This is a genomic window from Pseudarthrobacter sp. WHRI 8279 (assembly GCF_040224115.2).
Classification (GTDB): domain Bacteria; phylum Actinomycetota; class Actinomycetes; order Actinomycetales; family Micrococcaceae; genus Arthrobacter.
Map to the genome: position 1 here is coordinate 3245346 of NZ_CP168162.1, position 20850 is coordinate 3266195.

23 protein-coding genes are annotated in these 20850 nt (G+C 66.3%); 12 read left to right on the forward strand and 11 right to left on the reverse strand.

Features of this window, described 5'->3' with window-relative positions; translation table 11 throughout:
- Positions 1-50: 50 nt before the first annotated feature.
- Entirely contained in the window at positions 51-974 is a 924-nt protein-coding gene (locus tag ABRP28_RS14970; RefSeq protein ID WP_350003519.1) for an AEC family transporter, read from the reverse strand.
- A 140-nt stretch (positions 975-1114) separates the two neighbouring features.
- On the opposite strand from ABRP28_RS14970, the gene ABRP28_RS14975 reads away from it, so the two are divergent.
- Positions 1115-2107, forward strand: a complete 993-nt coding sequence (locus tag ABRP28_RS14975; protein WP_350003517.1) for a TIGR03885 family FMN-dependent LLM class oxidoreductase — start codon at positions 1115-1117, stop codon at positions 2105-2107.
- A complete protein-coding gene (locus ABRP28_RS14980; RefSeq protein WP_350003515.1) occupies positions 2104-3798 on the forward strand; it encodes an alpha-amylase family protein in 1695 nt (564 codons plus the stop codon). Before ABRP28_RS14975 ends, ABRP28_RS14980 begins: the two co-directional genes overlap by 4 nt.
- Before the next feature lie 32 nt (positions 3799-3830).
- Here ABRP28_RS14980 and ABRP28_RS14985 read toward each other — a convergent pair whose 3' ends face one another.
- Positions 3831-4346, reverse strand: a complete 516-nt coding sequence (locus ABRP28_RS14985) for a flavin reductase family protein (RefSeq protein ID WP_350003513.1) — start codon at positions 4344-4346, stop codon at positions 3831-3833.
- A 252-nt stretch (positions 4347-4598) separates the two neighbouring features.
- Between ABRP28_RS14985 and ABRP28_RS14990 the strand changes: the two genes are divergently transcribed.
- Positions 4599-5099 (forward strand): SRPBCC family protein, encoded by a 501-nt coding sequence (locus tag ABRP28_RS14990; RefSeq protein WP_350003511.1) that lies wholly within the window; start codon positions 4599-4601, stop codon positions 5097-5099.
- 120 nt (positions 5100-5219) lie between these two features.
- Here the strand turns inward: ABRP28_RS14990 and ABRP28_RS14995 are convergent, their stop codons facing one another.
- The 5 genes from ABRP28_RS14995 to ABRP28_RS15015 are packed head-to-tail and all read right to left on the reverse strand — an operon-like array spanning position 5220 to position 10445.
- On the reverse strand, positions 5220-6572 hold the full coding sequence (locus ABRP28_RS14995) for an LLM class flavin-dependent oxidoreductase (RefSeq protein WP_350003509.1): 1353 nt from the start codon (positions 6570-6572) through the stop codon (positions 5220-5222).
- The gene (locus tag ABRP28_RS15000; protein WP_350003507.1) at positions 6569-7537 is read right to left on the reverse strand and encodes a TauD/TfdA family dioxygenase; all 969 of its coding nucleotides are present in this window, start codon (positions 7535-7537) and stop codon (positions 6569-6571) included. The genes ABRP28_RS14995 and ABRP28_RS15000 overlap by 4 nt, the downstream gene beginning before the upstream one ends.
- A gap of 56 nt (positions 7538-7593) precedes the next feature.
- Complete coding sequence (locus ABRP28_RS15005) at positions 7594-8475, reverse strand: ABC transporter permease (protein WP_350003505.1); 882 nt, start codon at positions 8473-8475, stop codon at positions 7594-7596.
- Positions 8475-9359 (reverse strand): ABC transporter ATP-binding protein, encoded by an 885-nt coding sequence (locus ABRP28_RS15010; protein ID WP_350003503.1) that lies wholly within the window; start codon positions 9357-9359, stop codon positions 8475-8477. Before ABRP28_RS15010 ends, ABRP28_RS15005 begins: the two co-directional genes overlap by 1 nt.
- A gap of 3 nt (positions 9360-9362) precedes the next feature.
- Positions 9363-10445, reverse strand: a complete 1083-nt coding sequence (locus tag ABRP28_RS15015; RefSeq protein WP_350003501.1) for an ABC transporter substrate-binding protein — start codon at positions 10443-10445, stop codon at positions 9363-9365.
- A 484-nt stretch (positions 10446-10929) separates the two neighbouring features.
- Here ABRP28_RS15015 and ABRP28_RS15020 point away from each other — a divergent pair, with 484 nt between their 5' ends.
- Together ABRP28_RS15020 and ABRP28_RS15025 are read left to right on the forward strand one after the other, a co-directional pair.
- Positions 10930-12159 carry a pyridoxal phosphate-dependent aminotransferase gene (locus tag ABRP28_RS15020; protein ID WP_350003499.1) on the forward strand — a complete coding sequence of 410 codons (1230 nt, stop codon included), beginning with the start codon at positions 10930-10932 and terminating at the stop codon, positions 12157-12159.
- A 195-nt stretch (positions 12160-12354) separates the two neighbouring features.
- On the forward strand, positions 12355-12591 hold the full coding sequence (locus tag ABRP28_RS15025; RefSeq protein WP_350003495.1) for a hypothetical protein: 237 nt from the start codon (positions 12355-12357) through the stop codon (positions 12589-12591).
- A 79-nt stretch (positions 12592-12670) separates the two neighbouring features.
- On the opposite strand, the gene ABRP28_RS15030 is transcribed toward ABRP28_RS15025, so the two are convergent.
- From ABRP28_RS15030 to ABRP28_RS15040, 3 genes are all read right to left on the reverse strand, one after another.
- The gene (locus ABRP28_RS15030) at positions 12671-12958 is read right to left on the reverse strand and encodes a MoaD/ThiS family protein (RefSeq protein ID WP_350003493.1); all 288 of its coding nucleotides are present in this window, start codon (positions 12956-12958) and stop codon (positions 12671-12673) included.
- A 7-nt stretch (positions 12959-12965) separates the two neighbouring features.
- Positions 12966-14072: an exo-alpha-sialidase gene (locus tag ABRP28_RS15035; RefSeq protein ID WP_350003491.1), complete on the reverse strand. Its 1107-nt coding sequence runs from the start codon at positions 14070-14072 to the stop codon at positions 12966-12968.
- Positions 14073-14136: 64 nt separating this feature from the next.
- A complete protein-coding gene (locus ABRP28_RS15040; protein ID WP_350003490.1) occupies positions 14137-14337 on the reverse strand; it encodes a hypothetical protein in 201 nt (66 codons plus the stop codon).
- A 293-nt stretch (positions 14338-14630) separates the two neighbouring features.
- Here ABRP28_RS15040 and ABRP28_RS15045 point away from each other — a divergent pair, with 293 nt between their 5' ends.
- From ABRP28_RS15045 to ABRP28_RS15070, 6 genes are all read left to right on the forward strand, one after another.
- On the forward strand, positions 14631-15335 hold the full coding sequence (locus ABRP28_RS15045) for a hypothetical protein (RefSeq protein WP_350003488.1): 705 nt from the start codon (positions 14631-14633) through the stop codon (positions 15333-15335).
- Positions 15336-15476: 141 nt separating this feature from the next.
- Complete coding sequence (locus ABRP28_RS15050; RefSeq protein ID WP_350003669.1) at positions 15477-16223, forward strand: class F sortase; 747 nt, start codon at positions 15477-15479, stop codon at positions 16221-16223.
- Between the two features lie 67 nt (positions 16224-16290).
- Positions 16291-16809 (forward strand): universal stress protein, encoded by a 519-nt coding sequence (locus tag ABRP28_RS15055; protein WP_350003486.1) that lies wholly within the window; start codon positions 16291-16293, stop codon positions 16807-16809.
- A gap of 244 nt (positions 16810-17053) precedes the next feature.
- Entirely contained in the window at positions 17054-17398 is a 345-nt protein-coding gene (locus ABRP28_RS15060) for a metal-sensitive transcriptional regulator (protein ID WP_231454212.1), read from the forward strand.
- Positions 17399-17452: 54 nt separating this feature from the next.
- Positions 17453-17692 (forward strand): heavy-metal-associated domain-containing protein, encoded by a 240-nt coding sequence (locus tag ABRP28_RS15065; protein ID WP_231454211.1) that lies wholly within the window; start codon positions 17453-17455, stop codon positions 17690-17692.
- A 27-nt stretch (positions 17693-17719) separates the two neighbouring features.
- Positions 17720-20017 (forward strand): heavy metal translocating P-type ATPase, encoded by a 2298-nt coding sequence (locus ABRP28_RS15070; RefSeq protein ID WP_350003483.1) that lies wholly within the window; start codon positions 17720-17722, stop codon positions 20015-20017.
- Positions 20018-20056: 39 nt separating this feature from the next.
- Here the strand turns inward: ABRP28_RS15070 and ABRP28_RS15075 are convergent, their stop codons facing one another.
- Entirely contained in the window at positions 20057-20329 is a 273-nt protein-coding gene (locus tag ABRP28_RS15075) for a DUF2277 domain-containing protein (protein WP_043448476.1), read from the reverse strand.
- Positions 20330-20543: 214 nt separating this feature from the next.
- On the opposite strand from ABRP28_RS15075, the gene ABRP28_RS15080 reads away from it, so the two are divergent.
- On the forward strand, positions 20544-20807 hold the full coding sequence (locus ABRP28_RS15080; RefSeq protein WP_231454209.1) for a WXG100 family type VII secretion target: 264 nt from the start codon (positions 20544-20546) through the stop codon (positions 20805-20807).
- Positions 20808-20850: the final 43 nt, after the last annotated feature.

Consider the following 20850-nt stretch of genomic DNA (forward strand, 5'->3'; position numbering starts at 1 on the left):
CTTGCCCGGCGACGGGCTTCGGCGTAAGACCACCGCACACAAGGCTCAGGCTAGCCCGCCAGCAGCCAGACGATGAGGACCAGCGCCGGGGCCGCCGCCGCCGTCGACAGCAGGATGGTTTCGCGTGCCACCGCCACTCCCCGCCCGTACTTGCTGGCAAACAGGAACACGTTCTGCGCCGACGGCAGCGCCGCCATCAGCACCACGCCAAGGAGCATCGGCTGGTCCAGGTTGAAGACAAAGCGGCCGACGGCGTACGCCACCGCCGGCATCACGGCGGTCTTCAGCGCGGTGGCCGTTAGGATTTCCGCCGTGTTCCTGCCGCTTTGCAGCATCCGGGTGCCGTGCAGGGACATGCCGAAGGCCAGCAGCACCACCGGAACGGCTGCCCCGCCCAGGAGCTCCAGCGGCGCCATCACAGGGGCGGGAAGCTGCACCTTGATCGCGGCCAGGACCACGCCGAGCAGGGAGGCGATGATCATCGGGTTGCGGAACGGCTGGGAGAGCAGCAGCCGGGGTGACACCCGGCCGGCCGCGGAGAAATCCAGCAGGGTAAGGATCAGGGGCGCGAACAGGAGCAGCTGGACCAGCAGCACCGGTGCCACCGGGGTGGCGTCACCCAGGGCGTACAGCGTGATGGGGATGCCGATGTTGTTGGCATTGACGTAGGAACTGGCCATCGCACCGACGGCTGTCTCGGCCAGCGGCCGCCGGAACCACAGCCGGCTGGCCAGCACGTACAGCAGCGCCGTGGCGGACGCTGTGACCAGGGCGAGCGGAACGTAGGCGGAAAAAACCACGGTGAGGTCAGATTCCAAAACCACCGTGAACAGCAGGACGGGGTTGGTGATGAAGAAGGCTGTACGGGTGAGCGCTGAGACCGTCGGCTCCCCGCCCAGCCCGCAGCGCGCCGCAATGTACCCGACAGCGATGACGGCGCCGATCACAGCAAGCCCCACCAGCACACCGCCCACGCGTGGTACTTCCTTCCAGCTCCGCCGCCTGCGCAGGAGTTCCGGGAAGCGCAGTACTACAAGCCTAAAACTTATCGGACAAGTGGCGCCGGCCAGCCCAGCCCTCGACACGGCACCCTTCCGGACGGTAGAGGTTAACGATGGTTACCGTCGGCTTCCACGCCTCACACGAACAAATCAGTCCTGCCCAACTGCTCAAGGACGTCCAGCACGCGGAACGGGCAGGATTCGATGCCGCCATGTGCTCCGACCATATTGAGCCGTGGTCCGCCCGGCAGGGCCACTCCGGCTTCGCCTGGTCCTGGCTGGGGGCGGCGCTGGCCACCACCAGCCTGCGCTTCGGCGTGGTGACCGCACCGGGCCAGCGCTACCACCCGGCCATCATCGCCCACGCCTCCGCCACCCTGGCAAGCATGTTTCCGGACCGCTTCTGGATGGCGCCCGGCAGCGGCGAGAACATGAACGAGCACGTCACCGGCGACGCCTGGCCGCCCAAAGAGGTGCGGCAGCGCCGGCTTGAAGAGTGTGTGGAAGTGATCCGCCGGCTGCACCGGGGCGAAGAGGTGACCCACCACGGGCTTGTCACCGTGGAACAGGCCCGGATCTGGGACGTTCCGGACTCCCCGCCGCCGCTGATAGCCCCGGCCATCAGCGTGGAGACCGCACGCCGCTCTGCCACCTGGGCGGACGGCCTGGTAACCGTCAACCAGCCCGCCGACAAGTTGAGGGACATGCTGGCGGCCTACCGGGACAACGGCGGCCGTGGCAAGGCGGTGCTGCAGGTGCACCTGTCCTGGGCTCCCCGCGAACAGGACGCCGCGGCCATTGCCCTGGACCAGTGGCGGACCAACACGTTCGCCCCGCCGGTCCCATGGGACCTTCCCACGGCCGGGCATTTCGACGGCGTCAGCGGGCATATCGGCGAGGAACAGGTCCGCACGGCGGTCAACGTCTCGGCAAGCCTGGAGCAGCACGCAGAGTGGCTGGCAGGTTACGCGGACCTGGGCTTCGATGACATCTACCTCCACTTCGTGGGGCAGGAGCAGGCCCCCTTTATCGATGCGTTTGCCACCGACGTCCTTCCGCAGCTGCGCGGCTCGCGGGCGCAGGCACGGGCGCAGGCACCGGCATGAGGCTCGCCGAAACCTCGGACCTCTGGTGGAAGAACGCGGTGATCTACTGCCTGGACGTTGAGACCTTTTTCGACGACGACGGCGACGGCACCGGGGACTTCGCCGGCCTCACCCAGCGCGTGGACTACCTGGCCGCACTGGGCGTGACCTGCATCTGGCTGATGCCGTTCTACCCCTCCCCGGACCGGGACGACGGGTATGACGTAACGGACTTCTTCACCGTGGACCCCCGGCTTGGCACCATGGGCGACCTGGTGGAGTTCATGCGGGCGGCCAGGGACCGGGGCATGCGGGTCATCGCCGACTTCGTGGTGAACCACACCTCTGACCAGCACCCCTGGTTCGTCGAAGCCCGCAAATCCAAGGACAACAAATACCGGGACTACTATGTGTGGCGCAGCGATACTCCCCCGGACACGTCCTCCGAGGTGGTGTTCCCGGGCGAAGAGGACTCGCTATGGGAAAAGGATGACGCCACCGGGGAGTGGTACCTCCACATGTTCGCCAAGCACCAGCCGGACCTCAATGTCACCAATCCCGACGTGCGCAATGAGATCGCCAAGGCGATGGGGCTGTGGCTGGAACTGGGCCTGGACGGATTCCGGCTGGACGCAGTGCCCTTCTTCCTGGAAACCCGCGGGCAGCCCAGGGACGAGGCCGCCAACCTGGATCCGCACGGCTTCCTCGCCGCCCTGCGCAGTTTCGTGAGCCGCCGCAACGGCAGCGCCGTGCTGCTGGGCGAGGTCAACCTGCCCTACAAGGAACAGGTGGAGTTCTTCGGCGGACCGGACGGCAACGAACTGAACATGCAGTTCGATTTCATGTCCATGCAGTACATCTACCTGTCCCTGGCCCGCGGGGATGCCCGGCCCCTGGCTGAAACGCTCAAGAGCCGCCCGCCGCTGCACCCGGACAACCAGTGGGCCATGTTCGTGCGCAACCATGACGAGCTGACCCTGGACAAGCTCAGTGACGGCGAGCGCGAAGAGGTCTTCGCAGCTTTCGGCCCCAAGAAAAACATGCAGATCTACGGACGGGGCCTGCGCCGGAGGCTGCCGCCGATGCTGGACGGCGATCCTGAGCGCCTCCGCATGGTCTATTCGCTGATGTTCGCCCTGCCCGGCACACCGGTGCTGTTCTACGGTGAGGAAATCGGCATGGGCGAGGACCTCCGGCAAAAGAGCCGGGCAGCGGTGCGCACCCCCATGCAGTGGACCGACGAGAAGAACGGCGGATTCTCCACGGCCAAGGCCGCGGACCTGGTGGTGCCCCTCGCCCGGGGGGAATACGGCCCGGAGCACGTCAACGCCGCGGCCGCCAAACGCGACCCGGACTCGCTGTTCAACTTCATGGTCACGCTGATCCGCCGCTACCGCGAGTCCGCGGAGCTTGGCTGGGGGGAATTCGCGGTCATTGAGCAATCCGAGCCGGCGGTCTTCGCGCACACCTGCAGCACGGACACCGGAGCGCTGGTGCTCCTGCACAACTTCGGGGAGGAGCCGGTGAAGGCCAGCGGCACCCTGGCCCCGGAAGATGGGCCGCGCAATGCCTTCAGGGACGCCATCCTGCTTGACCTGTTCGACGGCGACAACATACCGCTGGAGCCCGACGGCGGTTTCACCGTTGAGCTGGAACGCTACGGCTACCGCTGGTACCGCCTCCACCGCAAAGGCGACCGGCTGTCGCCTTAGCCGCGCGGCGGAGCCAGGACGTTCCGGTCAGCTCATGCCACGCTCTCCAGTGTGCCCGGCCGGGAGCCGAGGCCCACGTAGGCACCCTTGAAAAAGACAAGGGGCTCTGCTCCAGCCCGGGCACTCAAGGCACGGACTGCGCCCACAACGATGGTGTGGTCGCCGCCGTCGTACTCCTGCTCAAGCTCGCAATCCACCCACGCCAGGGCCTGGTCCAGGATCGGGCTTCCAAGCGGCGACGGTGAGTGGCTGACTCCAGCGAATTTGTCCGTTGCGGAGCGCGCAAACTGGGCTGCCAGGTGCTGGTGTTCAGCAGGGAGGATGTTGACGGCGAACCTGCCCGTTGCCCGCAGCAGGGGCCAGGTGGCGGAGGTCCGCGCCGGGCTGAAGGACACCAGCGCCGGTTCCAGCGAAAGGGACGAAAACGACTGGCAGGTCATGCCGGCGGGCCCGGTCTCGGCCGAGGCGGTGATCACCGTCAGCCCTGTGGCGAAGTGCCCCATAATATGGCGCAGGCGCCGGGGACTGAGGTCATATTGGTCCGTCATGGGTGTCCTTTCAAGGGGGATGACCTCAATCAACCACCCCGGCATCCAGACCTCAACTTCGGCTGAAACCTGCCGACCCCTTGCGCAACGCGGGGCCGCCGGGCTTCATCCGGCGACCAGGAATGCCCCCTGACCGGACCAAGTGTTACCCCTGGTTTCGTGCCGTGACGCAGGAGGACGGAAATCCTCCCTGCCATGCCCGGGCTGGCCTAGATTGCTAAAAAGCCCAGCACATTACAGGAGGTGTACCACGTGTCGTTGACTACGCAGCGGACTACTCACCGGCTTACCATCGAGGCCCCGGCCGACCTGGTCTTCACCGTACTGCGGGATTCCTCCCACTGGCCGTTCCTGGACGGGCTGACCGTCTACTCCGAACGGGTCAGCGGCGATGACGCCGACCATGAACTCCGCACGTCCATCGTGGCCAACGGTGCCCTGAACTCCAGCCGCTGCCACCGCCTCTTCGATGCGGCTGCACACCGCGCCGAATTCCGGCAGGTCGGTTTGGAGCACCCCCTGTTGAGGCTCGGCGGCAGCTGGGTGATCCTCCGTGCGGATGGCAACTCGGAGGTGACCCTCACCCACGAGTTCGAGGTGGATGGGACAGCAGCCGGGGACCTCCCGGAGCTGATGCACCGCACGATTGATGAATACAGCCGTCGCGAGCTGGAAGCGCTGCGCCTGAGTTCGGAGCGCCTGAGCCTGCTGGTGCAGCAGCACTCGGCAGGTGCGGACGCCAGCGAGGCCTAGCGCGGCGGCCGCGCACTGGAGGCGTCCGCCCGCTGCAGGGGCCCCAGCACCATGCTGTGCACAAAGGAAAGTGCCCCGCCATTGCTGGATCAGCAATGGCGGGGCACCTTTTGGCCGGGATTACGCAGGCAGTAGCACCCGGTTGTGGGAGTTGGCCGGTATGGCCAGCCCGTAGTGGTCCCGCAGTGTGCGTCCCGTATATTCGCTCCGGAACAGGCCACGGTCCTGCAGGATCGGGACCACCTGGTCCACGAAAATCTCCAACCCGGAGGGCAACACCGGTGGCATGATGTTGAATCCGTCGGCCGCGCCCGACTGGAACCAGCCCTGGATGGCGTCAGCCACCTGCTCCGGGGTGCCGGCGAACGTCCGGTGCCCACGGCCGCCGCCCAGCCGGCCGATGAGCTGGCGCACCGTGAGGTGTTCACGGCGCGCGAGGTTCACGATCAGCGTGTACCGGCTTTTGGCGCCCTCGATCTCGTCCTCCGGGGGGAGGTCCGCCGGAAGCCGGGCGTCCAGCTCCAGGGATTCAGGTGCCACCCGCAGCACGTTGGCGAGCTGCCGGCGGGCGTGTTCGGGCAGGATCAGTTCGTCCAGCTCCCGCTCCAGTTTCAGGGCCTCGGCCTCGGACGCGGCGATGACGGGAACAATGCCCGGCAGGATCTTCAGGGATCCCGGGTCCCGGCCAGCCGCCGTCGTCCGTCCCTTAAGGTCGGCGTAAAAGTCCTGCGCATCGGAGAGGGCCTGGTGGGCAGTGAATACGGCCTCCGCGTACCGCGATGCGAACTCCTTGCCGTCCTCGGAGGAGCCGGCCTGGATAATGACGGGGCGGCCCTGGACGGACCTGGGGACATCCAGGGCGCCTTCCACCCGGAAATGCTTCCCTTCGTGGTTGGCCGCATGCACCCGGGAACTGTCTGCCCACACTCCGGCGCCCTTGTCCGCCACTATGGCGTCGTCTTCCCAGCTGTCCCAGAGTTTTTGCGCCACGTCCAGGAATTCCGCGGCCCGCTCATACCGCTGCGAGTGGGCCGGCTGGCCGGCCAGTGAGAAGTTTCGGGCTGCAGCGTCGCCAGCTGTGGTCACGACGTTCCAGCCGGCCCTGCCTCCGCTGATGTGGTCCACCGAGGCGAAGCGCCGCGCCAGGTTGTACGGCTCGTTGTACGTCGTGGAGGCGGTGGCAATCAGTCCGATCCGCTCGGTGACGGCCGCTATGGCCGCGAGCAGGACGGTCGGTTCCAGGCTGGTGTACGGCCGCTGGGCCACGTTCCCGTGCAGCACCGGTGAATCGGCGAAGAAGATCGAATCGAGCTTTCCGCGCTCCGCAACCTGGGCCAGCCGTTGGAAATGCCTCACGTCCGTGCTGGCGAAACTGTTGCTTTCCGGCAGCCGCCACGAGGCCTCGTGGTGGCCTGTGCTCATCAGGAAAGCGTTCAGGTGCAGCTGCCGGGGTCCGCTTTCCGGCGCGCTCACTGGTTTTCCCCGGCTGCTGTGAAGGCCGGCGCCTGGGAGATTCCAGGCACGACGACGGTCTCGGAGTAGGCGGACGAGTCGCCCGTGATGGAGGTGCTGCTGCGGCCGTCCACTCCGCGGGGGACGTCGCCGGCGATGGTGACGCGGTTCAGCTGGCGGGGCTGGCCGTCGTAGTTGTCCGGGGCGTAGTGCTGGGTGATGCGGTTGTCGAACAGGACCAGCTGGTCCGGCTCCCAGTTCACCCGGACCACGTTCTCCGGCCTGGTCACGTACGCCTGCAGGAGGCGCAGGATGTCCTTGGATTCGGTGTTGGACAGGCCAACAATCCGCAGCCGCTGGGCAAACCCGCCAATAAAGAGCCCGCGCTCACCGGTCAGCGGATGGATACGGACAACGGGATGGGCCGATTCGAAGTGGATGCGCGTGAATTCCCTGCGCCGCTCGTCCGCGTTGGCATGCTCGAGGTTCTTTGGGACGGAGTAGTCGTAGTCGTTGGTGTGGATTGCCCAAAGGGTGTCGGCGAATTTCCGCAGTTCCTCGGGCAGGTCCTGGTAGGCACCGGCCGAGGATGCGATCAGGGTTTCGCCGCCGTAAGCCGGCAGGGTGATGCTTCGCAGGGTCGAGGCCTGGGGCGGGTTCACGACGAACGTGACATCCGTGTGCCAGTTGTTGGCACTCCCGTTTTCGCTGTCCACCGGCAGGACGGCCGGTTTGCCGTCCACCGAGGCCACCGTGGGGTGGGCTTTGGTGAGCGGGCCGAAGTGGCTGGCGAACCGCACCTGGTCCTCGTCGGTGCCGATGTTGGCTTCCCGGAAGACGAGGGCTTTGTGGGTGTTCAGGGCGGCACGGATCTGCGCCACAGTGTCCGGCGGCAGGTCCCTGCTGAGGTCAAGGCCGCGGATTTCCGCGCCGATGCGGGCACCCAGCTTGGTGAACTGGAGTTTGGTTTCGGTAATGACGGTCATTGGATCTTCCTTTGCAGTTCAGTCGGACGGTTCAGTGCAGTTCGGTTGGGTGGGGTTCAGGATGTGGAGCCGACGGCGGTGCGCCAGCGGGAGAAGTGCCGTTCCAGGGCCACGAGCAGAGCGTTGACGGCGAGGCCCAGCACGGAGACGCTCAGGATGCCGGCGTACATGTCCGGGATCAGGAAGCTCATTTGCGAATTGACGATCAGGTAGCCGAGCCCGGCCTTGGCGCCCACCATTTCGGCGGCGATCAGGACCAGGATGGACGATGTTCCGGCCATCCTGATCCCGGTGAAGATCGTGGGGACCGCAGACGGCAGGATCACCTTCTGGAAGAGCCGGAAACTGTTCAGCCCCAAGGATTTGGCGGCACGGATGAGCAGCGGGTCCACGGTCCGGACGCCGGCGATGGTGTTCAGCAGGACCGGGAAGAAGGCGGCGTAGGCCACGATGGTGATCTTGGATTCCTCGCCGATGCCCAGCAGCAGGGTGAACACCGGCAGCAGTGCCAGGGTGGCCGTGTTCCGGAAAAGCTCCAGGAGCGGGTTCAGGAACGAATTCAGCCAGCCATACCAGGCGATCAGGAGCCCAAGCACCACGGCCGTGACCACTGCAATCCCGAATCCGGATACCGAGCGGGTGAGGCTCGCCTGCAGATGGCTCTGCAGCTGCCCGGCTTCCACGAGCCTGGCACCGGCGGCGAGGACCTCGTGCAGCGGCGGCAGGAACACGCGGGTGGAGGGGCTGGCCAGATACAGCGGCCCCACTTCCCAGAGTGCCAGGAAGAGCACCACGGCAAGGGATTTCCAGCCGGCGCGTGCTGCCTGGTGTGCCACATAGGAGAGCCTGCCCGCCTTCTGGCGTTCCGGCGCAGGCAGGGCTGGAGAGGGGTCGACGGCGGCAGGCGCCTCCGGGGGACGGGTCAACACTGTACTCATCAGGCTGCGCTCCTTTCGAGCGGCTGTTCATCGGGGGCCGTGCCGTCAGGCAGGATCTTCCGGTGGCCGGAGTCCCGGGCGAGGCGGACTTCGTCGTGCAGCAGTGACCACACCTGGTGGCGGTGTTCCACAAAGGCGGGGTGCGAGCGGATGTCCGCGTCGCCATCACCCTCGGGGATGTTGATGTCCACGATTTCCTTGAGTTTTCCCGGCCGGGCGCTCAGCACCGCCACCCGCTGGCCGAGGTACACCGCTTCGTCGATCCCGTGGGTGATGAAGACGATGGTCTTCCCGGTCGCCTTCCAGATCCGCAGGAGCTCGTCCTGGAGCTGTTCACGGGTCTGGGCGTCAAGGGCGGCGAAGGGCTCGTCCATCAGCAGAACGTCCGGCTCATAGGCGAGGCTCCTTGCGATGGCCACGCGCTGCTTCATACCGCCGGACAGTTCGTGAGGATAGCGGTCCCCGAACCCGGCAAGGCCCACCAGGTCCAGGAATTCGCTGGCCTTCGCCGCCCTTTCCTTTTTGGACAGGCCAGCGTTCTCCAGGCCTATTGAAACGTTGGCCGACGCCGTCCGCCAGGGAAACAGCGCGTACTGCTGGAAGACGACTGCCCGGTCCTGGCCCGGTCCGGTCACCTCCTTGCCGTCCACCAGGACCTCTCCCGCTGTGGGACGGGAGAGCCCGGCCAGCAGGTCCAGGAGCGTGGTCTTGCCTGAGCCGCTGGGGCCCACGAGGGTGAGGAACTCGCCGGCGGCGACGTCCAGGCTGAGGCTGTCGATGGCGGTGAGGACTAAGGGCTCCTCCTGGCGGCGGCTGCCGGCGCCCTTGCCTGCCCGGATACTGAATTCCTTGGTGACGTTTCGGAGGCTGATTTTGGGGGTCATCGTCTATCCTTTCGGGGTTGCGGCCGGCGCCGGGGTTTCCAGCAGGTTGAATTCGTTGGTGTAGAGCGTGGAGGTATCTAGGTCGCCGGTGATGATCCCGGCCGACTTCAGGTAGTCGGCCCAGCGGGTGAAATCGGTGTCCTGGATCCGGCCACCCGGCGAGGCAACGCCCACGCTCTTCCAGTACTTCAGCGCCTCGGTGCTCTCGTTGCGGCCCCGTTTGGCGATGATTTCCTCGAATTTGGCGATCACCTGCTCCCGTGGGGTGCTCCGCTGCCACTCGATGGCCTTGGCCACCCCGGTGACCAGCGTCCGGCTGGTCTCCGGGTTCTTCGCCAGGAAGTCATTGCGAAGGACGTACTGCCCTGCGTCGAACGGTCCTCCGATGACGCCCACGTCGGTGAAGAGGGCACGGACGCCTCCCTCCGCGAGCGCACGGTCCTGCAGCACCCCGCCCAGTGTTCCGACGTCGACCTGCTTCTTGCGCAGGGCAACTTCGGTTTCGTTCGGCGGAACCACCACCAGCTGCACCTGCTTGATCTCCTCGGGAGTCAGGCCGCTGTTCTTGAGGTGCGTGGTGATCACGGCCTCGTGGTGGGCGCCAAGGGTATTTACGGCGATCTTCTTGCCGATCAGGTCCCTGGCGGTGCGGATGGGGCTGCCTTCCTCCACGTAGTACCCCGTGAAGGTCTCGTTGTCCTCCCCGTAGTAGTTGATGACGGCTTTGACGGGCGCACCGGCCTCGATCAGCTTGATCACGGCGCCGGTGAACGCTCCTCCGATGTCCGTCTGGTCGGTGGCCACGGATTGGATGCTCTGCGGCCCGCTGGTAGTGTTGCTGACCCATTCGAGCTTGACGTCGCCCAGATAGCCGAGGTCTTCCGCCACTTCCACCAGGGCTACTGTGTTGGGCGAACCCTGGTACCGGACGGTTTTCACCTCAGCGCCGCCGTCGCTCCCGGCCTGTTGTGCCGTAGCGGGACCCCCGCAACCGGACAGCGCCAGCGTGACTGCCACGACTGCAGCCATGGCGAATGCCGTGCCTGTGGTGCGGATAGTTCGTGCGGGCAGGAGTCGGTTTTTCATGGTGGTGGGTCTTTCTGCAGTTCGGGTGTCGATCCGGACCATCTGGCTCGTGGCAACCACTAGAACAGAGAAGAATCACCGGCAGAAGCGGCGGCTTAACAGCGCGAAACGGCAAGCAACTGCGGGAAAACGGGAGTAACAGAAGTCCTCGCGGCGTAGTGTTCGGACACTCCGCTGCACGTTGTGCCGCCGGGGGACACACGGCGCATCGGGACGTAAGGCAATCAGGTACCGGAGGTTCATGGCGGTTCATACGGCGACGCGCAGGTCCACGGCGGCGCAACGTGCGCCGTACTTTGAACGGTGGATGCCGGCGCCCTGCCCGCATGGGCATCACTTCAGAGGGGGCACCGGCCCAGAAATGCCTGGTGGGTGTCGCCAATATTTCTGCCGGTGAGCTTCGTTTGTTACCCGCGGCCCGCCGTCGCCTGCAGCGGATCTGCAACCGGCGCGCCGTCGTCGTTTTGGTGTGAAAAAATCAACCATGCGCCCCATGCAGCACTCCAGCAAGCTCCAGAACGTCCGGTACGAACTCCGCGGACCCATCCTCCAGGCCGCCAAGGCCATGGAGGCGGAGGGGCACCGGATCCTCAAGATGAATCTCGGGGACACTGCCCCGTTCGGCCTGGAAACGCCGGAGTCCGTGGTGGTGGACATGATCCACCACCTGCGGGGCGCCCAGGGGTACAGCGATTCGAAAGGGATCTTCTCCGCGCGTACGGCCATCTCGCAGTACTACCAGACGCGCGGCCTGATGCAGATCGGCGTGGAGGACATCTTCATCGGCAACGGCGTCAGCGAGCTCATCTCGATGTGCCTACAGGCTTTCATGGAAAACGGCGACGAGATCCTGGTACCCGCTCCGGATTACCCGCTGTGGACTGCCGCGGTCACGCTGACCGGTGGCAAGCCGGTGCACTACCTCTGCGATGAGGGGGAGAACTGGTGGCCGGACATGGCCGACGTCGAGGCAAAGATCACCAGCCGCACCAAGGGGATCGTGATCATCAACCCCAACAACCCCACGGGCGCCGTCTACCCGCGGCACATCCTGGAGCAGTTTGCGGCACTGGCCCGGAAGCACCACCTGGTCCTGTTCTCCGACGAGATCTACGAGAAAGTGCTGTATGAGGAGGCCCAGCATATCCACACCGCTGCCGTGGCCGACGACGTCTGCTGCCTGACGTTCAGCGGGCTGTCCAAGGCCTACCGCATGCCCGGCTACCGCGCAGGCTGGGTTGCCGTCACCGGACCGCTCGCCGCCACTGCCGCCTACCGTGAAGGGCTGGAGCTGCTGGCGTCGCTGCGCCTCTGCCCCAACGTTCCGGCGCAGCATGCCATCCAGACCTGCCTGGGCGGGTACCAGAGCATCGACGCCCTGGTGCGGCCCGGCGGCAGGCTCCGCGAACAGCGCGATCTCGCCTACCAGCTCCTGACGGAAATCCCAGGTGTGACCTGTGTTCCCGCGGCGGGAGCCATGTACCTGTTCCCCCGCCTCGATCCGGAGCTCTACCCCATCAGCAGTGACGAGCAGTTTGTCCTTGACCTGCTGAGGGACCAGAAGATCCTCATTTCGCATGGTTCCGCCTTCAACTGGCCCACGCCGGACCACTTCCGGTTTGTGATCCTTCCGTCGGTCCTGGATATCCGGGAGGCTGTGCACCGCATTTCCACGTTCCTTGCGGCGTACCGCGCCAGCGTGGAACTGCCGTAGCCTGCAGGGGCCGCGGCCGCCGTCGGGCATTGCCGGCCTGTTCCGCTGCCGCGCATGAACCCGTGCCGGGGAAACAGCACCGGCGCGAAGAACTAACCGGCGCCTAACCGCGGGGAAACGCGGGCGCAACATTGTCCCGGCAAACTGGATTCTGCAGGCAAGAGCCGGCAACAGCCCCAGCCAGGAGGCCCCGCCATGAAGCAGAAAGCGACACCACATGTGACCCGGGTCCGCGCCCTGGACCAGCTCCACCGCGGCGACGAAATTGAAGCCCGCCTCTCGGTGGGTCCTTCCTACGACGACGTTGTGATCCGCCGCGGAAGCGTCCAGGAAACGGCTCCGGGCATCGGTGTCGTCTGGATCCAGGACCGGCTTACCGGCCTGCGCAAAGCCATCAATACGGACGAGTGCAGCGTCTGGCGGCTCGCCTGAAACTCTCGGGATCCGCGGCCCGGGTGTAGCCAGCAAGGGCTGCCCGCCGCACCGGAATCTTCGACCCAGGGGCCGCCGCTCAGCCGCCGGCCACCGACTGAATGACCAGCACCTCCTGGCCTGGCGACACCTCGGTGTCCAGGCCCTGCAACCGCCGCACCTCGTCCCCGCCGACGTACACATTCACGAAGCGCCGCAGCGCGCCGGTCTCGTCCCGGAGCCGCCGGGCCAGCACTGCGAAGTCCGAGGTCACCGAATCGAGGAGCTTTCCCACCGTTACAGGCCCGTCGGCGGGTGCAGTCAGGATGGACTGCCCGCCGGCCAGCGGCTGCAGGACGCTGGGAAGCACCACCCTGATTTCCTGCATGCTGCCCTCAGGCACCGGCTATCACGGCCGCCCGGACACAGAGCACATCCGGAAGGTGGGACACCACCTCCTGGAAGGTCCCGCCTTCATCCGCACTGGCATAGACCGTTCCGCCGCGCGTCCCAAAATAGACGCCGGTGGGTTCCGCTGCATCCACGCAGGCAGCGTCGCGCAGCACGCTGTTGTACTCCCCAGTGGGCAGGCCGTTGCTGAGCCTCTTCCAGGTGGACCCGGCGTCGTCCGTCCTGTGGACGGCCAGCTCGCCGTTCGGCGGAATGCGTTCCCCGTCCGCTTTGAGCGGGATGACCCATGCCGTGCCCTCCCGGCGCGGATGGGTCAGCATCACGAAGCCGAAATCCGCGGGAAGCCCCTCCGCGATGGAATTCCAGCTGTCCGCATTGTCATCGGTGCGGTAGACGCCGTGGTGGTTCTGGGCATAGAGGCGGCCGTCGACGGCGGCATCCGCTGCGATCTTGTGCACGCACTGCCCAAACTCGGGGTTTGGATCCGGCATGAAGTAGGCGGAGATGCCGTGGTTGCGCGGCTCCCAGGACGTGCCGCCGTCCAGCGACCGGTACACGCCTCCGGTACTCATTGCCACGTGGACCGTTTCCCCGGCCGGATGGACCACGATGGAGTGCGCGGCGGCTCCGCCGTAACCCGCGCCCCACTCACTGCGGTGTGGATGGTCCCAGAGCCCGCGGTTCAGTTCAAAGTGTTCTCCGCCGTCGGTGGACTTCCAGACCGAGATGGGTTCAGCTCCCGCCCATACAACCCCGGGACGCGACTCGGCGTCCGGATGGATCTGCCAGATGCGCTCCAGCGCGGCACCCGTGTCCTCCGGAAACCTGACGGCGCCCTGCTCCGGCTCGGACCAGGTGGCGCCCAGGTCATCGGAGTGCGCAACGGTGGGACCCCAGTGCTCGCTGCGGACGCCCACCATGGTCCGGGTGCGGCCGTCCCTGGTGTCTATTCCAATGCTGGGGATCTCGCTCATCAGGAAATGCGGGCCGGTGAAAGACCACTGGCGCCTGTCCTGGCTGGTGGCCAGCCAGAGGCCCTTTTTGGTCCCTATCGCTAAGACAAAACTCTCTGCGGTTGCCATGCCCACCATGCAACCACCGCGCACTGCAGCCCGCAACGGTTATTTTGTGTCCCGGCCGGGCCTCCCGGGCCAGCTAGTCCACAAACTCCGACTGGGTCTCGATGAAGTCCCAGTCCGCCGCGGTCAGGACGGCCGCCGGATTGCCCGGATGGGGGCCGCCGGCTTCCGCGATTCCCTGGAGCACCGGCAGGGGCAACTCCTCCGCCCGAAGGTTTTCCCGCAGCCATTCCTTGCTGGCCAGGTCCAGGTCAAGCCACCACATGTAGATTTCCATGACGCCATGCACCTTTCGTATGTTCCAACGTTAGGCCCGGGCGGATGCGCGGACAAGGTACACCCGTGACGGGCAGGTAGCCAGTGCAGGGAGTCCCCCGATGATGCGGGTACCCGCAAGTAACCGCATGGTCCGGCCGCCGGAAAAGACGAGTACCCCCTACTCAGGACTGCCTTTAGCCCTCCCCCTAGCCTGAAAACTCAAGCAAGCTGACCGTGTTGCTGGGGCATTCGGCGCAAGTGCTGGGCCTCCTCTTCATGGTCCGTTTCACACAGCGAACTGGGGAGAAAACAATGAAACGTACCTTTGTGACTTTGGGGGTCGTCGGGCTGGGGCTGCTTGGCGTGACGGCACCGGCCATGGCAGCGCCTGAGAGAGTCACCGTCTGCCACAACGACGGAGGCAGCTGGTCGCCGCTCGAATTCAACATCAACGGCCTCGAAGGCCACGAACAGCACCCGCTGGACATTATTCCGCCCACGTCCAAGTCGCCTGGCAAGAACTGGACGGACGCCGGAAAGCTGCTCTACGTCGACAAGTGCGCGCCGTTGCCGCCAGGCGAAACGATGCCGGAGGTGCCGGGCGAGGAACCTGAAGAGGAGCCTGTCGAGGAGCCGCCGGCTGAAGAGAATCCGGTAGTGGAGACACCGGCCGAAGAGAAGCCGGCCGCGGAAACACCGGTGGCCGAGACGCCGTCGGCGGAGACACCCGCGCTGACGCCTGCTGCTGAACAGCCCGCGGCAGTTCCGGCGGAGGCATCCGGCGTCGTCCCGCAAGCCGCCGCACCGGCTGCGCCTGCCCCGCAGGCAACCGTCCAGCGGCCGGTCGCCGCCACGGGGGCCACCAGCCTCGGCACCAACCAGGGGTACAACGCCCAGACCGCCGTCGGTGGTCCTGAAAGCACCCCGTCATGGCTGGCCGGACTGGGAGCACTGGCGGCAGCAGGAGCGGCAGTGGCTTTCCGCCGCCGGTCCCGCCCGTTCACCCCCGCCGGCTGACACAGCCAGGAACGGCATAACCGCAGCCCCGTCCCGTGGTTCGTGAACACGGACCTGGCTGCGGCCCTTGACGGGGAAGGCGTCCCTCCAGTGCCCGGCGGGGCGCCTTCCCTCTTTTTCGTCGAAGCATCGAGGAGCACCATGGCCAAGGTCCACAGCCCGCAGGCAGCGGACGGGAAGCGCGTGCGGCGGCGCTGGAACCGTGGGGACCTGGCCATCCTCCTCTGCGGCGTCCTGGCTTTCCTGTCCATCACCTTTGGCGGGCCACTGCTGACGCACACCGCCTCGGATGGCAGCTCGCAGGGGTCATTCACGGCTGATGCGCCAGTCACCGCCGGCATCCCGCCCACGGACCCGGCACCCATCGCGGCGACGGGTACAGCAGAAGAAACCTCCGCACCTTTGGAATCCTCCGCCAGCCCCGCCCCGGCACCCGCGCTGCCCGCTGCCGCCGAGCCCCGCCGTGTCCGGTATCCGTCTGCCGGCTTCGACGTCCCTGTCCACCGCCTGGAGCTGGACAGCGACGCCCAGGCCAACCAGACCATCGTGCCGCCCGAAACCAAGGATGGCTACTGGCTGGCTCCCTTCGGCACCCCCGGCCACGGTTCGGCCAACACCACCTACGTCATCGGCCACAGCTGGGAAGGGGCGGAGGCACCCTTCAACCACCTGAGTTCAGCGGCAACAGTGGGTGACAGGTTTGAGGTGGACACCGCAACCGGCACCATCTCCTACCAGGTGGACACCGTCACCACGTACCTCAAAGCCACCCTCAAGGACAGTCCCATCTGGGAGATCGTGCCCAACCGCCTGGTCCTGATCAGCTGCTACACGGAGGACCCGTGGGGAAAGAACGTGGTTGTCATGGCTTCGCCCGCACTTCCCTGACGGCGCGGAAGTCCCGTTCTCTCCACCCGCCCTATCCAAGAGCATTCAAGGAGGCTGAAAATAGGTTATGAGCCCGGAACAGATGAGCAGCAGCCCGCCCCTGGTGGTGGGGATCGCGCCCGGACAGCATGCGGAAGTCCTGCAAACCGCCGTCGCCCTCGCCGCCCGACTGGAGACACGGCTGCTGTGCGCCTATGTGGATGAGGCCAGCTTCCTGGTTGACTGGGACCCTGCGCGGCCCGCCCACCGGCTCTCCCTGCACCCCGATACGGACGACCCCAACATCGGCGCCGTGGCACTGGAGCTTAAGTCGGCGATAGAAGCCGCTGTGGCCGGCGTTCCGCCCGGAACCGCGGCCGCCGAGTGGACCCTGCAGACCCTCGCCGGAGATCCTGCCCGCGCACTGGCCCGGCTGGCCGCCGAAACCGACGCGCCGATGATCATCGTGGGCACTTCCGAACGTGGCTTCTCCCACCGCCTCGCGGAAGCCCTCAGCGGGTCGGTAGGTGCCTGGCTTTCGCACCACCAGAGCAGGCCTGTCCTCATAGTTCCCTACCGGATGCCCGCCCATGACGACCGGCCGTGAAACTAAAGCGAAAGTAGTTATTCGGGGTGCTGGCGGAGCGGAGTACCAGCCAGTAAGCTGATTCAAGCAAGGCGGGTTCCAGCAGGATGGAAGCCGTGAATTGCTCAAAAGCTGCTCCGGAGTGCGTATCCCCCAATAACGCACTCCGGAGCTTTTTTGTGCCCCGGCAAGGGGCCGCACGCGCTTCTCTCAATACCCCCTGGGGGTACTTGAAAGATACCCCACTGGGGTATAGGCTGTCGTTATGAGCGGAATCGAAGAAGCAGTCAGCGGGCACGCGGTGGACCTGCAGCCGCCGCACGGATACACCGGCAACAAAGAGGCTTACCTCCGCCGGCTCAAGCGCATCGAGGGGCAGGTCCGCGGGATCGCCCGCATGGTGGATGAGGACAAGTACTGCATCGACATCCTCACCCAGGTTGCCGCGGTCACCAAGGCCCTGCACGCAGTCAGCCTTGGACTGGTGGAAGAGCACATCGGCCACTGCGTCGTGGGAGCCGCCTCCGAACCAGACCCGGCGGCCCGCGCCGACGCAATCGACGCCAAAGTCAAGGAAGCCGCCGACGCCATCGGCCGGCTGCTTCGCTGACGAATAAAGACCAAACCAGCGCCGGCTGACGCCGGCAAACCTGAAGGAGCAGCCATGAGCACCACTTCCCCCACCACTACACGGGTCAGCGTCTCGGGAATGACCTGCGGCCACTGCGTTTCGGCAGTCAGCGAGGAACTCGAAGCACTGGCCGGCGTCGAAGAAGTGAGCGTGGAACTGAACGCCGGAGGCATCTCCACGGTGACCATTACCTCCAGCACGGAGCTGTCACCTTCCGAGATCGGGGAAGCGGTAGCCGAGGCCGGTTACCTCGTCGTCGCCAACGAAGCCTAAAGACCCCACAGAAGCAGGGAAGCGCCAATGAGCAACCAGGAACTCCTCCACCAGGCCGCCACCCGCGTGGTGGAACTCGACATCGAGGGCATGACCTGCGCCTCCTGCGTCAACCGGGTGGAGAAGAAACTTGGCAAGCTCGACGGCGTGCAGGCCTCGGTGAACCTGCCCCTGGAATCAGCCCACGTTACGGTCCCGGCAGGGATCACTGACGAGCAGATCAAGGCAACAGTGGAAGCCGCGGGCTACAAGGCAACAATCCGCCGGCCGGACAGGCAGGACGCGAGCCCGGCCGGCGAAGCCGTGGACCTGCCCGCAGCGAAGCTCCGCCCACGCCTGATCCTCGCGGCGATCCTTACCGTCCCCGTTTTCATCATTTCGATGGTGCCGGGAGCCCAGTTCCCGCACTGGGGCTGGGCGGCGGCCCTCCTGGCCCTGCCGGTGGTGACCTGGGCGGCCTGGCCGTTCCACCGGGCTGCGGCCATCAACGCCCGGCACTTCGCGTCCACCATGGACACGCTGGTGTCCATCGGCGTGACAGCGGCGTACCTGTTCTCTGCCTGGCAGCTGTTCGCGGATCCCCGCATGACTGAACACCCGGGAATGGAAGGCATGGAGACCGGCGGCCTCTATTTTGAGGTGGCAGCGGTGGTCACCACCTTCCTGCTCCTGGGCCGCTACCTGGAGGCCAACGCCAAACAGAAGGCCGGCGACGCCCTGCAGGCACTCCTGAACCTGGGCGCCAAGGATGCCACAATCCTCCGTGACGGCAAGGAACAACGGATCCGGGCCGACCACCTGCAGGTGGACGACGTCCTGGTGGTCCGTCCCGGCGAAAAGATTGCCACCGACGGCGTGGTGACCAGCGGGGACTCGGCGGTGGACGCTTCCCTGGTGACCGGCGAGTCGGTTCCGGTGGAGGTGGGCCCCGGCAGCCGGGTCACGGGCGCCACCATCAACACTTCCGGCCGCCTGCTGGTGCGGGCAACGCGCGTCGGTTCCGAAACAACCCTTGCCCAGATGGCACGGCTCGTCTCCCAGGCGCAGACCGGCAAGGCACCCATCGCCCGCCTCGCGGACCGCATCAGTTCCGTCTTCGTCCCCGTGGTGCTGGCCGTCGCGGCGCTCACGTTCGTCCTGTGGCTTCTCTTTACGGGACCGGATGTGACCAGCGATGACCTGCGCTCGGCCTTTACTGCCGCCGTCGCCGTCCTGGTGATTGCCTGCCCGTGCGCGCTGGGCCTCGCCACCCCTGTTGGCCTGCTGACCGGAACCGGCCGCGGTGCCCAGCTGGGCATCCTCATCAAGGGGCCGCAGGTTTTGGAGGACACCCGCACCGTTGACACCATCCTGCTGGACAAGACCGGGACAGTGACCACCGGAGTCCTTGCCGTGGATACGACCCTTGCCTTTAAGGGCTTCAGCGAGGACGAGGTACTTCGCCTCGCCGGGGCTGTGGAGGCAGCCTCAGAGCATCCGGTGGCCAGGGCCATCGCTGCCGCCGCCCAGGCGGACGCCAGGAAGTTGCCAATAGCGGACGACGGCGGCGCCCTCCCTGCCGTGGAACGGTTCCGTTCCGCGCCCGGCGGCGGCGTTACCGGAACCGTCGAGGGCAGGGTGGTCACGGCGGGCCGGACAGGTTGGCTGGAGCAGAACAACATCACCATCTCGGAGGAACAGCACGCAACACTGGCAGCTGCGGAAGCCTCCGGCGCCACGGCGATCTGGGTTGCCGTGGACGGTGGTGTTGCCGGCATCATCAGCCTCCGCGACACCCTCAAGGAAGGTTCGGCCGCCGCCGTGGCACACCTGAAGCGGCTGGGCCTGCGCCCCATCCTGCTCACCGGCGACAACGCCGCCGTTGCCGCCCAGGTGGCGGCCGCCGTCGGCATAGCTAAGGAAGATGTCTACGCAGGGGTCCTGCCCGAAGGGAAAGTGGAGGCGGTGCGCAGGCTCCAGGCCAGCGGCGCCACCGTGGCCATGGCCGGCGACGGCGTCAATGACGCTGCCGCCCTGGCCCAGGCGGACCTGGGCATTGCGATGGGCTCCGGCACGGACGTGGCCATCGAAGCGGCGGACCTGACGGTGATGGGCAACAACCTGGCCCAGGTGGCGCTGGCCATCGAACTCTCGCGCCGGACCCTGGCCACCATCAAGACCAACCTCTTCTGGGCCTTCTTCTACAACGCCGTGGGCATCCCGGTGGCTGCCCTGGGCCTACTCAACCCGATGATCGCCGGTGCCGCCATGGCTGCCAGCTCCGTCCTGGTGGTGGCCAACTCGCTGCGGCTGCGAAGCTTCGGCAAACAGCCGCAGGCTAGCTAGGCACCGGGCACGGCAGCAGCGGACACGGCAGCTGACGGCTCAGGCGGCGCCGTACCGCACGGCCGCCCTGGCCCTGGCCTTGGCTGCCTCGGCTTCCCGGTCCTTGGGCGGCGCTTGCGAAACCAGGGACTCCAGGAGGTGCTGGGTGATGTGGGCAATCTCGTGGACGGCCTCGTCAAAGGCTTCCTGGTTGGCCTTGGAGGGCTTGGTGCTGCCGCTGATCTTGCGCACGTACTGCAGGGCGGCGGCGTGCACTTCCTCCGACGTGGCGTGCGGTTCAAAGTTGTGGAGGGTTCGGATATTCCGGCACATACAGCCATGCTAGGCTCTGGAACGCCTGGGATCGACCCCCTCCCCGAACGGTTTGCGCAGGCGCCGGCCATGGGGAGGCCAGCATGGGCAGGGCTGCCCATCGACGCCGTCTCAGCAGCCGGGGTAGGTTTTAGGCAATGGATCTTCCGGATGAGCCGGGAGGCCGAGGGGGATGCCGACTGGTTCGGATCCACGATTCTATGAGGAGAAACTGATGGCTATTTGGGGTGCAGACGTTCAGCAGCTTCGTCAGCTGGGCAGCAAGCTTCAGGCGGGCGCAAGCGAGATCGACAACCAGAAGTCGAATCTCAACAGCCTTCTCAACAGCACCGACTGGAAGGGACCGGACGCGGACAAGTTCCGCGACGAATGGTCCGGTACCCACACCACCATGCTGACCAAGGTGGCCGACGCTCTCAGGGAAGCCGGCAACAAGGCCAAGCGCAACGCCGAGCAGCAGGAGCAGGCCTCCAACTGATCCCTGCGGCTGCGCAAGCTCCGCAAGGCGGGCCCGGACACCT

What these genes read in the sequence shown, in the direction of transcription:
- ABRP28_RS15060 (WP_231454212.1), top strand. Translation starts at nt 17,054, where the DNA reads ATGAGCGGAATCGAAGAAGCAGTCAGCGGGCACGCGGTGGACCTGCAG.
- ABRP28_RS15030 (WP_350003493.1), bottom strand. Translation starts at nt 12,958, where the DNA reads ATGCAGGAAATCAGGGTGGTGCTTCCCAGCGTCCTGCAGCCGCTGGCC.
- ABRP28_RS14985 (WP_350003513.1), bottom strand. Translation starts at nt 4,346, where the DNA reads ATGACGGACCAATATGACCTCAGTCCCCGGCGCCTGCGCCATATTATG.
- ABRP28_RS15055 (WP_350003486.1), top strand. Translation starts at nt 16,291, where the DNA reads ATGAGCCCGGAACAGATGAGCAGCAGCCCGCCCCTGGTGGTGGGGATC.
- ABRP28_RS15065 (WP_231454211.1), top strand. Translation starts at nt 17,453, where the DNA reads ATGAGCACCACTTCCCCCACCACTACACGGGTCAGCGTCTCGGGAATG.
- ABRP28_RS15025 (WP_350003495.1), top strand. Translation starts at nt 12,355, where the DNA reads ATGAAGCAGAAAGCGACACCACATGTGACCCGGGTCCGCGCCCTGGAC.
- ABRP28_RS15020 (WP_350003499.1), top strand. Translation starts at nt 10,930, where the DNA reads ATGCGCCCCATGCAGCACTCCAGCAAGCTCCAGAACGTCCGGTACGAA.
- ABRP28_RS14975 (WP_350003517.1), top strand. Translation starts at nt 1,115, where the DNA reads ATGGTTACCGTCGGCTTCCACGCCTCACACGAACAAATCAGTCCTGCC.
- ABRP28_RS15000 (WP_350003507.1), bottom strand. Translation starts at nt 7,537, where the DNA reads ATGACCGTCATTACCGAAACCAAACTCCAGTTCACCAAGCTGGGTGCC.
- ABRP28_RS15070 (WP_350003483.1), top strand. Translation starts at nt 17,720, where the DNA reads ATGAGCAACCAGGAACTCCTCCACCAGGCCGCCACCCGCGTGGTGGAA.
- ABRP28_RS15045 (WP_350003488.1), top strand. Translation starts at nt 14,631, where the DNA reads ATGAAACGTACCTTTGTGACTTTGGGGGTCGTCGGGCTGGGGCTGCTT.
- ABRP28_RS14980 (WP_350003515.1), top strand. Translation starts at nt 2,104, where the DNA reads ATGAGGCTCGCCGAAACCTCGGACCTCTGGTGGAAGAACGCGGTGATC.
- ABRP28_RS15035 (WP_350003491.1), bottom strand. Translation starts at nt 14,072, where the DNA reads ATGGTGGGCATGGCAACCGCAGAGAGTTTTGTCTTAGCGATAGGGACC.
- ABRP28_RS15005 (WP_350003505.1), bottom strand. Translation starts at nt 8,475, where the DNA reads ATGAGTACAGTGTTGACCCGTCCCCCGGAGGCGCCTGCCGCCGTCGAC.
- ABRP28_RS15010 (WP_350003503.1), bottom strand. Translation starts at nt 9,359, where the DNA reads ATGACCCCCAAAATCAGCCTCCGAAACGTCACCAAGGAATTCAGTATC.
- ABRP28_RS15015 (WP_350003501.1), bottom strand. Translation starts at nt 10,445, where the DNA reads ATGAAAAACCGACTCCTGCCCGCACGAACTATCCGCACCACAGGCACG.
- ABRP28_RS15075 (WP_043448476.1), bottom strand. Translation starts at nt 20,329, where the DNA reads ATGTGCCGGAATATCCGAACCCTCCACAACTTTGAACCGCACGCCACG.
- ABRP28_RS15080 (WP_231454209.1), top strand. Translation starts at nt 20,544, where the DNA reads ATGGCTATTTGGGGTGCAGACGTTCAGCAGCTTCGTCAGCTGGGCAGC.
- ABRP28_RS15040 (WP_350003490.1), bottom strand. Translation starts at nt 14,337, where the DNA reads ATGGAAATCTACATGTGGTGGCTTGACCTGGACCTGGCCAGCAAGGAA.
- ABRP28_RS15050 (WP_350003669.1), top strand. Translation starts at nt 15,477, where the DNA reads ATGGCCAAGGTCCACAGCCCGCAGGCAGCGGACGGGAAGCGCGTGCGG.